The sequence below is a fragment of the Streptomyces sp. PKA51 genome (genome assembly GCF_057552455.1).
In genome coordinates this window covers 22927-35788 of the sequence record NZ_BAAJPZ010000031.1, presented here as the reverse complement: position 1 = coordinate 35788, position 12862 = coordinate 22927, and the positions used below count along the sequence as shown (strand labels likewise).

The following is a 12862-nucleotide window of genomic DNA, read 5'->3' as shown; positions in this document are numbered from 1 at the left end:
GGTTGCCCGGTCACAGATCGGGCGCCGAGGCGCTGATGTCGGCGAGCACCGAGTCCGGGTCCCGCTCGAGCGCCAGGTCGCCCAGGCTGACCACGCCCACCGGCCGGCCGTCCTCGACCACCGGCAGCCGCCGCACGGCGTACTGCCGCATGAGCCGCACGGCCCGATCGGCCGGCTCGTGCGGGCCGATGACCACCGGATCGGCCGTGCACACCGAGCCGACCGGGACGGCCAGCGGATCGGCGCCGTCGGCGACGGCACGGACGGTGATGTCCCGGTCGGTGATCATCCCCACCACGGCGTCGCCGCGGGTGACGACCACGTCGCCGATGGCCTGGTCGCGCATCAGCCGCGCGACCTCCGTCAGAGAGGCGTCCGGCCGCACCGAGGTGACACCGGGCGTCATCACGTCCTTGACCTGCCGAGCCGTGTCCTGCTGAGCCATGTCCTGCCGGGTCATGTTCCCTCACACCTTCCCGTCGGGCCGTGCGGCGCGCAGGACGCTGCGCACGGCGTCCCTGGTGCGGTCCGCCACGGCCGCCGGCGGCCCGAGGACGGCGTTCTTCACGGCCGACTCGGTGCCGGGGTGCGGACGGGTGGGGGCCACGGCCTCCGCCGCGCGCACCGCCTTGCCCAGCAGCTGCAGCGTCTCCGCGTCCGCCGCCTGCTCCAGGCGGGCGAACTCCTGCCGCTCCTCGGTGTCGGCGTGCGTGAGCACCGCCGCGCGCAGCGCGCAGAACTCCTCGACGAACTCCGCGGCGTCCGGGTCGAGGCCCTCCAGGTGCTTGAGCGTGCGCTTGGCCTCTTCCTCCTCCTTGAGCCGGTCGGCCACCAGCGGCTCGCCGCCTTCGAGGTGGCGCTCGGCGTACGGGTGGACGATCTCCTCCTCGGCCGTCTCGTGCACGGCGAGCAGGTGGACCAGGAGCCGGAAGCGGTGCCGGCGCTCCTCGCCCGTGTGGGCCAGCACCTCGTCGAACAGCTCGCGGATCCGCTCGTGCTGCCCCTTGAGCAGCTCGACCACGTCGCCCGGGCCATCCATGCGATCTCCTCCTCCACGTGTGGCGTTCCGTCGGTCCGTTGCGGCTACCCCGGCCCGCAGACGTGACACTCAGGCGCCGGACGGGCCGGACGGGCCGGACGGCAGGTCGACCACCCCCAGGGCGGACTCCGCGAAGCTGCCCAGGTACAGCCGGCCCCCGGCCTCGCACACGCTCGTCACCATGCGGTAGCCGCCCGGGCCCCGGCCGGGCCGCTGCAGGTCGCGCACCACCCGCCCGTCCGCGTCGAACGCCACGGCCCAGGCGGTGGCGCGCGGCCTCGGCGCCAGGGCCGGCGGCAGCGCCCACAGCGCCCGGCGAAGGGCCGGGTGGCTGCGGTGCAGCACGTCGAGTGCGGGGTGGCGCGGGGCGGCCATGGCCACCCAGATCAGCCCGCCGGGCCCGGTGGCGAGGTTGTCCGGTGCGCCCGGCAGGTTCTCGGCGAACACCTCGGCCGTGCCCGCCTTCGGGCCGGACAGCCACAGCCGCATGAGCCGGTACGCGCCGGTCTCGGCGACGACGAGGAACGAGCCGTCCGCCGCCAGGGCCACCCCGTTGGCGAAGTGCAGACCGTCCAGCACCACCTCCGCACGTCCCCGGCCGGGCTCGTGACGGATCAGCCGGCCGGTGCCCGAGTGCTCCAGGAGGTCGCCCGCCCAGTGCTCCAGCGGGAAGCGGCCGCTGGCGTCGGTGAGGTACAGCGCGCCGTCCGGCGCCGCGACGACATTGCTGCACACGCCCAGCCGGCGCCCACCGGCCTCCCGCAGCACCGTCTCCCATCGTCCGCTCGCCGCGTCCACGCGCAGCAGCCCGCGCTCGGCGTCGCACACCAGGAGCCCGCCGTCCGGCAGCGGGCACAGCCCCAGCGGCCGGCCCCCGGTGTCGGCGACCGTGCGCACCCGGCCACCGGCGGGGTCCACGCTCAGCACCCGGCCGTCCGCCACGCCGGTCAGCAGCAGGCCGTCGGCGCCGACCCGTACGTCCTCCGGGCCTGCGGCGGGCAGCGGCAGCCGGCGCATGGGCGGCATCGGCGGGCGGCTGTAGCGGGCCCGGGCCCGGGCGGGGCGCCGCGGTGGGTGCCAGACAACGGGACGGAGGGCGGGTTTGCGCTCGGGCATGACGGCAGCCTTTCGGTACGGGTCGGTAAGCCGGGCTACCCGGGCCGCCCCCGCGGAAACCGACACAACGTGTCGGAAGCCTCACACCTCGTGATGACCGGCGGCGCCTCGGTGTGAGCCGGAACACCGCCGGCCCGGGAAGGGCGGGACGGGGGTGACCGACGGCACAGCCGGCGAACTTCCCCCGCCGGGGAAGCGCTTGTGACGATGGCGGGGACGCCGATTGCGGCGCCCGCAGGGAAGCGGTGCGCGACGGTGTCGTTCCGGCCCCCGCCCGACGGTGTACCGCCCGGCGGGGTTTTCGACGCCCGCCGCCCCGCGCCACCGGGCGCGGAGCACTGCCGGCCCGCCGTGCCCGACGACCCTGGACAGGATCCTTGCGCCCTTCGTCTGCCGATCTGCCCGTCACCGCCGTGGACAGCCCCGTGGCGGCCCCCGCCCCCGCCGCGCGGACGATGCGGACCCTGCTCGGGCGCCGCACACGGGCCGCCGCGGGCCGCGACGGCAACCGCTCCCCCTGGCGCTGCCTGCGCAGCCGCAGCATGCGCTGGTGGTCCGTCGCGAACCTGGTCTCCAACCTGGGTACGTGGATGCAGCTGACCGTGCAGAACCTGCTCGTGCTGCAGCTCACCGGCTCCGCCGCCGCCACCGGTCTGTCGCTGTCCGTCCAGGCCGCCCCCGGCCTGCTCTTCGGCCTCCTCGGCGGCGCGGTCGTCGACCGCCTGCCGCGCAAGCTCACCGCCGCCGTCAGCCAGGCCCTGCTGGCCCTCGTGGCGTTCGCCACGGCCGCCCTGGTCGCCTGCGGCGCGCTCAGCGTGCCCGTCCTGATGGTCCTGGCGGGCATCACCGGCCTCATCGCCACCGTCGACGGCCCGGCCACCGCCCTGCTCGGCAACGACCTGGTGCCCGAGGAGGACGTCCCCTCGGCCATCGCGCTCGGCTCCGTCGTGCACAGTGCCGGCCGCCTGGCCGGCACCGCCCTGGCGGCGGTGGGCATCGCCGCCATCGGCACCGCCGGCGCCTACGCCGTCAACGGCCTGTCCTTCCTCTTCGTCACCGCGGTCATCCCCTTCCTGCGCCTGACCGAGCAGGCCAAGGCCACCGCCCGCGCCGAGGCCGCCCGCCCGCGCGGCCGCGGCGCGCCCAAGGAGCGCGGCGGCCTCGCCTTCTTCCTCGGCCGGCGCAGCCTCCTCGCCCTCGCCGTGATCGCCGCGATCAGTGCCGTCCTGGGCCGCAACTACCAGCTCACCCTGGCCACCCTGGTCACCGGCCCGCTGCACGGCGGTCCCGGCGCCTACGGCCTGGTCTCCACCCTGCTGGCCGTCGGCGGCATCGCCGGCGCCGTGGTGGCCGGCCGGATGCGCAGGCCCACCGTCCGCCTGGTCGCCCTGCTCGCCGCCGCCGGCGGTCTGCTGCAGATCGCCGCCGGCCTGAGCCCCGTCCTGATGCTGCTGCTGGTGATGGTCGTGCCGATGGCGATCGTGGAGTCCGTGGCCGACACCGCCACGACGACCGTGCTGCAGACCGACCCGCCCGCCCACATGCGCGGCCGCGTCCTCGGCGTCTGGCGCAGCCTCAGCACCAGCTGGGGCCTGGCCGGCCCGCCGCTGCTGGGCCTGCTGGTCCAGGGCGTCGGCGAGCGCGGCGCCCTGGTCGCCGGCGGCCTGGTGATCGCGGCCGTCATCGGTGCGGGTGCCCTCGCCCGGCGCCGCCGCGGCACGGCGCCCCGCCCGGCACCGGTGCCGGCCCCCGAGGCCGCCTTCCAGACCGCGGCCTGATCACAAGAAGCCCGGTCACAAGAAGCCTGAGCACAAGAAGAAACGCAGAACGAAAAACGCCTGTGGCCGCCCTTCCGGGCGGCCACAGGCGTTCGCTGTGGAGCTAAGGAGAATTGAACTCCTGACCTCCTGCATGCCATGCAGGCGCTCTACCAACTGAGCTATAGCCCCGTGTTCCGTTGTTTCCGCCCCCTGTCCGGCGGCGGTGATCACACATTACCTCGCCCGGTCACCCGAACGCCAATCCGCCGTTCACACCACCAGCGCCCACACCACGATCACCAGGATCAGCAGCACCACCAGCGTGCCCAGCAGCCGCAGCGGACCCCGCGCCCAGCGCGGCGTGCCGCCCTCGTGCCTCGGCAGCGGCCGCCGCGGGCCCGTCACCGCTGCCTCCGCCGCGGCGCCGCGCCCCGCGCGGCACCGACGCTGTCCGCCGCCCGGGAGGCCAGCAGCGTGCTGGAGCGCCCGTCGAGGTAGGGCAGCAGCACCGTCTGCCCGCCCCACGCCGCCAGCTGCGCCGCCTCCGGCAGCTGGCCCACCGCGTAGTCGCCGCCCTTGACCCACAGATGCGGCCGCAGCCGGCCCAGCAGCTGCTCGGGGGTGTCCTCGTCGAAGACGGCCACCGCGTCCACGCACTGCAGGGCCTGCAGCACCCGCACCCGGTCCGCGAGCGGGTTGATCGGCCGGCCCGGGCCCTTGCGGCGGCGCACCGAGGCGTCGGAGTTCAGGCACACGATCAGGCAGTCGCCGATGCCGCGCGCCTGCTGCAGCAGGCTCACATGCCCGGCGTGCAGCAGATCGAAGCAGCCACCCGCCGCCACCACCGTGCCGCCCGCCGCCCGCACCCGCTGCGCCAGGCGCAGGGCGTCGCCCTCGGGGGCGCCGGCGGGCGCGGCGGCAGGGGAGGGGCCGGTGGTGGCCGTGCGGGCACCGCCCTCGGCGACGTACCGCGTGGCCGCCGCCACGGCCGCCTGCACCGCCTCCGCCGGCAGCGCCCCGTCGCCGAGCAGCCCGGCCGCGGTCGCGGCGAAGCAGTCCCCGGCGCCGCAGGCGTCGCCGCTGTGCCGGGCCGCGGCCGGTACCAGCAGGGGGCCGTCGCCCTGGGACAGCAGTGCGCCGTGCGCCCCCAGCGTCACCACGACGCACACCGCCCGCCAGCGCCGTACGAGTTCGGCCGCCGTGCGGGCCACCGCGCTCAGATCCGCGCCGTCGTCCCCGGTGGCGCCGGCGAAGCGGCGGGCCTCCTCGCCGGTGGGCGTGACCAGCCGCGCCCCGGGCACCGGCGGCGCCCCGCGCGGGTGGGGGTCCCACACCAGGGCGGTGCCGCGGGCCCGTTCGGCCAGCTCGTGGCGCAGCACATCGGCGGTGCCCCGGGCGTAGTCGGCGACGAGCACGGCCGGGGCCTCGGCAAGGGCCCGGCGCACCCGGTCGGTGACGCCGGCGGCCCGCCCGGTGCCCCGGTCCAGGCGGACCACGGGCCGGCCCCCGGCCATCACCCGGGTCTTCTCCGCCAGCGGGCCGTCCAGCGGCAGCGGCAGCAGCGTCACCCACGGCTCCAGCAGGGCCCGCACCCGCCGGCTGGCCTCGTCCGTGCCCAGCGGCGCGGCCAGCGTCACCGGGCGCCCGGACCGCGCGGCGAGATAGGCGGCCAGCCCCGCGCCGCCCGGGCGCAGGTGTTCCTCGCAGCCGTCGAGGACGGGTACGGGCGCGTCGGGCGCGAGCCGCTCGGCGGTGCCCGTCAGGTCCCGGTCGAGCAGTACGTCGCCGACGACCAGCAGGGGTGTCCCGGTGCTCATGCGCATGACCTCCTCGCCTCGGGCCCGCCGGTGCCCAGGGCCGCGTCGAACGCGGCGCACATCATGTGCACGGCCACCAGGTGCAGCTCCTGGACGGTCGCGGTGCTGTCCGCCCGCACGCACAGCGCCTCGTCGGCGGCCTCGGCCAGCGGATTGGGCGCGGGACCGGTCAGGGCCCACACGCGGGCGGCCGCCTGGTGGCCGGCCGCCGCGGCGGTCAGCAGGTTGCGGCTCGCGCCACTGGTGGACAGCAGGATCAGCACGTCCCCCGGGCGGGCGTGGGCGCGCACCTGACGGGCGAACAGCTCGTCGGCGCCGTAGTCGTTGACGATGGCCGTGCAGCTGGAGGTGTCGGCGTGCAGGGCGATCGCCGAGAACGGCGCCCGGTCGTCGCGGTAGCGGCCGACCAGCTCGGCCGTCAGGTGCTGCGCCTGGGCCGCGCTGCCGCCGTTGCCGGCGGCCAGCAGCCGCCCGCCGGCGGACAGGGTGGCCGCAAGGCGCGTGCCCCAGCCGCGGGCGACGTCCGCCCGGTCCCGGCGGAACTCCTCCAGTGCGGCCAGCAGCCGGCCGCAGTGGTCGCCGTCCGCCGCCGTGGCGAGGCCGGTGGTACGGGTGACGGTCATCGCGGTGCTCCTGACGGTACGGGGACGGGGGTGGCGACCCGGGCGTAGACGCGCTCCACCCCGTCGGCCACCCGCTCCCAGGTGAACCGGTCCACGGCGCGGAAGCGCCCGGCCCGGCCGTAGGACCTCAGCAGCCCGGGGGAGGCGAGCAGGGTGCGCACCGCCTCGGCGAGCGCGCTCGCATCGCCCGGCGGCACCAGCAGGCCCGTCTCCCCGTCGGCCACGCTGTCCAGGTGCCCGCCCACGGCGGTGGCCACCACGGGCACGCCGCAGGCCATCGCCTCCAACGGCACGATGCCGAACGGCTCGTACGTCGGGGTGCACAGCACCAGGTCGGCGCTGCGGATCAGGGCGGGCACCTCCTCGTGCGGCACGGCCCCGAGCAGCACCAGCCGGTCGGCCACCCGCAGCCTGCGGGCGAGGGTGAGCAGCCGTGCGGCCTCCGGGTCCTTCAGCAGCCCGTCGGCCGGCGGGCCGCCGGCCACCAGCAGTTCGGTCTCCGGCAGCCGGGTCAGGGCCCGCACCGCCAGGTCGAACCCCTTGCGCGGCACCAGCCGGCCGACGGCCAGCAGCCGGTGCCGCTCCCGGCGCCCCGGTTCGAGGGCGATGCGGCCCCGCGAGGAGAAGTGGGCGGTGTCCACCCCGCACGGCACCACCGAGCACCGGTCGGGGCCCACCCCCATCAGGCCGAGCTCGCGGACCTCGTCGGTGCAGGTGGCCAGGATCCGCGCGCAGCCGTTGGCGATCTCCCGCTCGGCGGCCGCCCGTTCGGCGGGGCTGGTGTCGGCCGCCCCCTGGTGGCGCCGCTTGACCGTGCCCAGCGCGTGGTACGTCTGCACCACCGGCACCCCGGCCGCCCGGGCGGCCGGCAGTGCGGCCAGGCCCGACATCCAAAAGTGCGCGTGGACCACGTCCGGCCGCCGCCGGCGCCAGGCCCGCTCCAGCCGGGCGGCCAGGTCGGGGACGTAGGCGTAGATGTCGTCCTTGGGTATCGGACGCGCCGGGCCGGCCCGTACGTGCTCGACGACCGCGCCCGAGGGCAGCGGCACCCGGTCCGGCAGGCCGGGGTCGTCCCGGCGGGTGTACACGCTCACCTCGTGGCCGCGGGAGGCCAGCAGCTCGGCGAGCCGGGCCACATAGACGTTCTGGCCGCCCGCGTCCGGGCCGCCCAGGGCGGCGAGCGGACTGGCGTGTTCGGACACCATGGCGATCCTCATCGGGTGACCTCCTTGATCAGCCGCTCCCAGTCGTCGAGGAACCTCGGCAGGCCGTAGCGGGCGAGCGCCGCCGCCCGCGCGGCCGCGCCGGTCTGCCGGGCCCGTTCGGGCTCGGCCATGAAGCCGCGCACGGCGTCGTGCAGCACCTCCGGCCGGTTGGAGACCACGCCGGCGCGCGCGGGCACGGCCTCGGTCGCCTCCGTCGTGGCCAGGGCCACCACCGGCATGCCCATGTGCATGGCCTCCAGCAGCGACAGCCCCAGCGACGTCCAGCGCACCGGGTGCAGGTACACCCGCCGCTCGGCCATCTCCCGGTGCAGGTCGCGCTGGACGAGCTCCCGGCCGGTGCAGCGCTCCGCGGCCACGCCCAGCTCGGCCGCGATGCCCTCGGTGCCCATGCCGAAGACGTCCAGCGGCGCGGCCTCGCAGAAGTACGGCAGCAGGTCGGTGCCCGTCCAGCGGCCGCGCCGCAGCGGCTCGTTGACCACCACCGCCGCCCGCCGCAGCCGGCCGGTCCACAGCGGGCCCGGGTCGACGACGCCGTGCTCGATGACCGTGGTGGGCCGCGCGCCGCAGTCCCACATCAGCCGGTTGAAGTGGGTGACGTGCACCACCGTCAGGCCCCGCGCGTCCGCCGCCGGATGCCGCGTCGCCGGCGCCGGCCCGTCGGGCGCGTTGTGCTCCAGATAGACCGCGGGCACCTCGATGCCCGGCCGCCGGCCCAGCCAGCGCGCGGCCAGCTCCGCCTCGTGCGGCCGCTGCAGCACCACCAGGTCCACCTCGGCCTCCCGCAGCTGCGCGGGCGTGAGCTCCACGACCGACTCCGGCCAGTCGAAGGTGCGGGCCCGGCCCAGCCCGTCCGGGCCCCGGTCGGGCGTCACCGGCACCAGATAGGTGTGGGGCCCCTGGACGAACGCCGTCGTCCACGAACCGTGCACGTGCCACAGCAGGATCCTCATGACGTCCGCTCCAGATCGCTCTCCAGACCGGGCGGGCGCCCGGTCAGCTTCTCCACGGCGGCCAGCACGTCCTCGGCCCGCACCCCGCTCAGGCAGGGGTGCCCGGCCACCGGGCACACCCGGGCGCGGCTGTCCGCGCACGGCGCCCGCTCGTCGCCCAGCAGCACGTGCGGCACGCCGTACGGCGCCCACCGCTCGGCCGGCACCACCGGCGCGAACAGCGACACCACCGGCGTGCCCACGGCCGCGGCCAGGTGGGCCGGCCCGGTGTTGCCGACCACGACGGCGGCCGCGCCCGCCAGCACCCCGGCGAGCTCGGCGGGCCCCGTGCACCCGCCCAGGTCCACCGCGAGCCCGCGGGAGACGGCCGCCGTCAGTTCCCGCTCCCCGCGGCCGCCGGTGACCACCACCCGGTAGCCGGCGCGCACCAGCAGCCGTACCGCCGCCGCGCACCGCTCCCGGCCCCACTGCCGGGCCGGCACCGCGGCGCCGGGGTGCACCACCACGTAGCCGGGCTCGCCCGTCAGCTCCACCGGCACGGTCACCGGGCGCACCGCGAGCCGGCCGTCGTCGCCCTCCGGCAGGCAGAACCCCGCGGCCTGCGCCAGGTCCAGGGCCGCGCGCACCTCGTGCCGGTGCGGTGCCCGGCGGTGGCGCACGTCCAGCAGGGCGCCGGGGTAGTCCTCGCAGTCCGCCGCCAGGTGCCGCACGCCGGCCATGCGCAGCAGCAGGGCCGCCGGCAGCGGGCTCTGGTGGAAGGAGGTGAGCACCAGGCCCGCGTCGGCGGGCTGCGCGGCCAGGCGGTCGACGAGGTCCAGCACCCCGGCCCGGTCCACGTCCGGGGGATCGAAGCCCACCCAGGGCGCGTCCCACACCACCACCTCGTCGACCCCCGGCAGCATCCGCGCCGCCGGGGCGCCCAGCGGCCCGCACAGCAGCGTGGTGTGCGCCGCCCGCGCGGCCACCGCCCGCACCGCGGGTCCGGCCAGGAGCACGTCGCCGAAGCTGTCCAGTCGCACCACCAGCGCCCTCACCGCGACCCCCCTCCCGCCGCGCCGGGCACCGCCGGGGCGCCCGCAAGCAGACCGCGCACCGCCGCGAGGAGGTCCGGGGCCCGGCAGGGGGCGGCGCGCACCTCCTCCGGCCGCGTCACCGGCGTCGGCACCAGCACCCCGGCGGCGCCCGCGGCCGCGGCCGCCGCCATGTCGCTGCCGATGTCGCCGACGAGCACGCACCGGTCGGGCGGCACGCCGAGCTTGCGGGCGGCGGCCAGCAGCAGGCCCGGGGCGGGCTTGCGGCAGGCGCAGCCGTCCTGCGGCCCGTGCGGGCACACCGCCCACACGTCGAACGGGCCCAGCAGCCGCTCGATGCGCTGGTTGACCCGGTGCACCTGGGCCATCGTCAGCAGCCCGCGGGCCACCCCCGACTGATTGGTGACCACGCCGGTGCGCACCCCGTGCCGGCGCAGCAGCACCAGGGCGGAGCGGGCCCCCGGCCGCGGGACGACACGCGACGGTTCGCCGTTGTAGGGCACGTCCTCCACCAGCGTGCCGTCCCGGTCGAACAGCACGGCGGCGGGCATGCGGCCGTCCGTCATGACACCCTCCCCCTGCGCGACACCTGCCGCACCGTCACCGGCACGACCACGGGATCCACCGGCACCGCCGGCAGCGGGCGGGCGCCGCGGTGGCGCACCGTGCCGCGCAGCCGGTGCCACACGGCCAGCGGCGGGATCGCCACGCTGGTCACCGCCATGGCCGCGACCTCCGCGGGCGTGCGGGGACCCGGTGCGATACGGGCCCGGGCGAACTCCGCCGTGCCCAGCGCCCACACCAGCGCCGCCGCGGCGCCGGCCCGCCGGTGGCCGCTCGCGGCCAGCACCGCTGCCGCGGCCGCGGCCCCGGTGACCGCCGCGTGCCGGCGCAGCCGCCCGCGCGGCGCCCCGGCCCGCTCCCACCAGGCGCGCCCGTGCAGCCGCAGCATCAGCGCGTCGTCGGCGTTGCCGGCCTGCTGCCGCAGCGAGACCCAGGGGCCCGCGGGCCGTACCGGATGCCGCGTCAGACGCACGCCCCGCTCCAGCAGCCAGCCGGCGGCCAGCACCCGCAGGGCGAGGTCCGCGTCCTCCCGGAAGGCCCGCGGGAAACGCTCGTCGAAGCCGCCCACCGCGCTCAGCACGCGGCGGCGGTAGGCCATGTCGGCGGTCGCCCAGCGGGCCCCGGCCAGCCCCGCCGTGCAGCGCTCCCAGTCGGTCGGCGCCCGGCCGGCGGGCAGCGGCACCTCGATGACGCCCTGCACCCCGCCCACCCCGGGCGCCGCGCAGTCCAGGTCGGCGGCGAGCGCGAACGCCCAGTCGGGCCCGACCCGCACGTCGTCGTCGAGGAAGACCACCCAGGGGCAGGTCGCCGTCCGCCAGCCGGCGTTGCGGGCCGCCGCCGGCCCGCGGCCGCCGCTGGCGACCGTGCGGGCGAGCGGCCGCAGGGCGCCGAGCGCCTCCAGCGGCAGCGGCGCACGGCGGTGCCGGGCACCGGGCCGGTCGTCGACGACGACGATCTCCCCGGGCGGCGGCCCGGCGGCCGCGGCCAGCGCCGCCAGGCAGTCGGCCAGGCACGGCCGGCCCACGGTGGGGATCACCACCGTGTACCGGCAGGGGCGCGGCGTGCTCATGCCGCCCCCTCGCCGCCGGCGTACGCCCGGGGCCGGCGCACCGCGAACGGGCCGATCGCCAGCAGGTCCACGGGCGCGGAACCGAAGCACTCCAGGGCGTCGCGCGGGTCGTCGACCATGGGCCGGCCCGCGGTGTTCAGGCTGGTGTTGACGACCACCGGCAGCCCGGTGCGGCGCTCGAAGGCGGCCAGCATCCGGGCCACCAGCGGCTCGCGCGCCGGGTCCACGGTCTGGATGCGGGCCGTGCCGTCCACGTGCACCACGGCCGGGATGCGCTCGCGCCAGGTCCGGGCCACGCCGTGCACGAAGAGCATGTACGGGCTGGGCAGCGGCCCCTCGAAGATCTCCGCGGCGCGGTCGGCCAGCACCATCGGCGCCACCGGGCGGAACTCCTCGCGTCCCTTGACGTGGTTGAGCCGCTCCAGGTTCTCCGCCCGCCCGGGGTGGGCCAGCAGCGAGCGATGGCCCAGCGCCCTCGGGCCGTACTCGCTGCGGCCCTGGAACCATGCCACGACGCCGTCGCGGGCCAGTTCCTCGGCCACCGCCTCGGCGATGTCGGCCGGCCGCTCGTAGGGCACGCGCGCGGTCTCCAGCCAGGCGCGCAGCTCCTCCTCCGGCCATGCGCGGCCCAGGTCGGCGCCCTCCATCGGCGCCGCAGGCCGCCCGGCGTCGGCCGCCAGCTGCAGGGCCGCGCCCAGCGCCGTGCCGGCGTCGCCGGCCGCCGGCTGCACCCACACCCGGCGGAAGGGGCCCTCCACGGCGATGCGCGAGTTGGCCACGCAGTTCAGCGCCACGCCGCCCGCCATCGCCAGCGTCTCGGCCCGGGTGCGCGCATGCAGCCAGCGGGCCAGGTCCAGCAGCAGCTCCTCCAGGCACGCCTGGGTGCTCGACGCCAGGTCGGCGTGGTCCTGCGTCCACTCCCGGCCCGCCTCGCGCGGCTCGGTCAGCGCCGCCCACGGCACCCCGTGGGCGTGGAAGCCGCCGTCGCCGGTGGCGTAGAGGTGCTTGCGCAGCTCGGTCAGGAAGCGGGGCTTGCCGTACGCCGCCAGCGCCATCACCTTGTACTCGTCGCTGCTGCGCAGGAAGCCCAGGTGCTCGGTCAGCTCCTCGTACACCAGCCCCAGGGACTGCGGCAGCCGCTGGGCGGAGAGAACCTCCAGCGAGCCGCCGGTGTAGCGGCCGGCCAGGTGCGAGGCGCACTCGCCGCGCCCGTCGAGCACGAGCACTGCGCTGTCGGGGTGCGGGGCCGCGAGCCCCGCCGAGGCGGCGTGCGCCACGTGGTGGGCCACGAAGCGCACCCGCTCGGGGTCCAGGCCCGGCAGAGCCTCGGCCAGGAAGCCGGGCGCCTCGCGGGCGTAGGTCTGCCGGATCGGGTCCCACGGGTCGTCCAGCCCCATCTCGACGGCGGGCATGGCGAGGGCGGGGTCGTAGGAGTACGCGACGGCGTCCAGGTCGCCCGGGCGCAGCCCGGCGTGCTCCAGGCACCAGCGGGCGGAGAGCACCGGCAGTTCCCAGGCCGCGAACGGCACGGGGCGCTTGCCGTGCTTGCGCCGGGAGAAGCGTTCCTCCTCCGCGGCGGCCACGATCCGCCCGTCGACGACCAGGGCCGCTGCCGGGTCGTGGAAGAGGGCGTTGATTCCGAGGATGCGCATGCCGTGCTCCGTACG

The 12862-nt window shown here is 77.4% G+C and carries 13 protein-coding genes and 1 tRNA gene; 1 reads left to right on the top strand and 13 read right to left on the bottom strand.

Annotation, left to right across the window (positions count from 1 at the left end):
• Positions 1-10: 10 nt before the first annotated feature.
• The 3 genes from AC27L3_RS28095 to AC27L3_RS28085 all read right to left on the bottom strand — a co-directional run bounded on the left by AC27L3_RS28095 (position 11) and on the right by AC27L3_RS28085 (position 2155).
• Positions 11-460, bottom strand: coding sequence for a CBS domain-containing protein (locus tag AC27L3_RS28095; RefSeq protein WP_487236877.1), 450 nt, complete (start codon positions 458-460; stop codon positions 11-13).
• Positions 461-466: 6 nt separating this feature from the next.
• On the bottom strand, positions 467-1039 hold the full coding sequence (locus AC27L3_RS28090; RefSeq protein ID WP_487236876.1) for a hemerythrin domain-containing protein: 573 nt from the start codon (positions 1037-1039) through the stop codon (positions 467-469).
• Between the two features lie 69 nt (positions 1040-1108).
• A complete protein-coding gene (locus AC27L3_RS28085; RefSeq protein WP_487236875.1) occupies positions 1109-2155 on the bottom strand; it encodes an SMP-30/gluconolactonase/LRE family protein in 1047 nt (348 codons plus the stop codon).
• A gap of 455 nt (positions 2156-2610) precedes the next feature.
• Between AC27L3_RS28085 and AC27L3_RS28080 the strand changes: the two genes are divergently transcribed.
• A complete protein-coding gene (locus tag AC27L3_RS28080) occupies positions 2611-3933 on the top strand; it encodes an MFS transporter (RefSeq protein WP_487236879.1) in 1323 nt (440 codons plus the stop codon).
• 98 nt (positions 3934-4031) lie between these two features.
• Here AC27L3_RS28080 and AC27L3_RS28075 read toward each other — a convergent pair.
• The 10 genes from AC27L3_RS28075 to AC27L3_RS28030 all read right to left on the bottom strand — a co-directional run bounded on the left by AC27L3_RS28075 (position 4032) and on the right by AC27L3_RS28030 (position 12847).
• Positions 4032-4104, bottom strand: a tRNA-Ala gene (locus AC27L3_RS28075).
• A gap of 81 nt (positions 4105-4185) precedes the next feature.
• Positions 4186-4320, bottom strand: coding sequence for a hypothetical protein (locus AC27L3_RS28070; protein ID WP_487236874.1), 135 nt, complete (start codon positions 4318-4320; stop codon positions 4186-4188).
• Positions 4317-5732 (bottom strand): PfkB family carbohydrate kinase, encoded by a 1416-nt coding sequence (locus AC27L3_RS28065; protein WP_487236873.1) that lies wholly within the window; start codon positions 5730-5732, stop codon positions 4317-4319. Before AC27L3_RS28065 ends, AC27L3_RS28070 begins: the two co-directional genes overlap by 4 nt.
• On the bottom strand, positions 5729-6355 hold the full coding sequence (locus AC27L3_RS28060) for a D-sedoheptulose-7-phosphate isomerase (RefSeq protein WP_487236872.1): 627 nt from the start codon (positions 6353-6355) through the stop codon (positions 5729-5731). Before AC27L3_RS28060 ends, AC27L3_RS28065 begins: the two co-directional genes overlap by 4 nt.
• On the bottom strand, positions 6352-7572 hold the full coding sequence (locus tag AC27L3_RS28055) for a glycosyltransferase (RefSeq protein WP_487236871.1): 1221 nt from the start codon (positions 7570-7572) through the stop codon (positions 6352-6354). Before AC27L3_RS28055 ends, AC27L3_RS28060 begins: the two co-directional genes overlap by 4 nt.
• Positions 7569-8531 (bottom strand): glycosyltransferase, encoded by a 963-nt coding sequence (locus AC27L3_RS28050; protein ID WP_487236870.1) that lies wholly within the window; start codon positions 8529-8531, stop codon positions 7569-7571. The genes AC27L3_RS28055 and AC27L3_RS28050 overlap by 4 nt, the downstream gene beginning before the upstream one ends.
• Positions 8528-9565: a glycosyltransferase family 9 protein gene (locus AC27L3_RS28045; RefSeq protein WP_487236869.1), complete on the bottom strand. Its 1038-nt coding sequence runs from the start codon at positions 9563-9565 to the stop codon at positions 8528-8530. Before AC27L3_RS28045 ends, AC27L3_RS28050 begins: the two co-directional genes overlap by 4 nt.
• Complete coding sequence (locus AC27L3_RS28040; RefSeq protein WP_487236868.1) at positions 9562-10128, bottom strand: D-glycero-alpha-D-manno-heptose-1,7-bisphosphate 7-phosphatase; 567 nt, start codon at positions 10126-10128, stop codon at positions 9562-9564. Before AC27L3_RS28040 ends, AC27L3_RS28045 begins: the two co-directional genes overlap by 4 nt.
• Positions 10125-11195, bottom strand: coding sequence for a glycosyltransferase family 2 protein (locus AC27L3_RS28035; RefSeq protein WP_487236867.1), 1071 nt, complete (start codon positions 11193-11195; stop codon positions 10125-10127). Before AC27L3_RS28035 ends, AC27L3_RS28040 begins: the two co-directional genes overlap by 4 nt.
• Positions 11192-12847: a carbamoyltransferase family protein gene (locus AC27L3_RS28030; protein ID WP_487236866.1), complete on the bottom strand. Its 1656-nt coding sequence runs from the start codon at positions 12845-12847 to the stop codon at positions 11192-11194. Before AC27L3_RS28030 ends, AC27L3_RS28035 begins: the two co-directional genes overlap by 4 nt.
• Between the last annotated feature and the right edge of the window lie 15 nt (positions 12848-12862).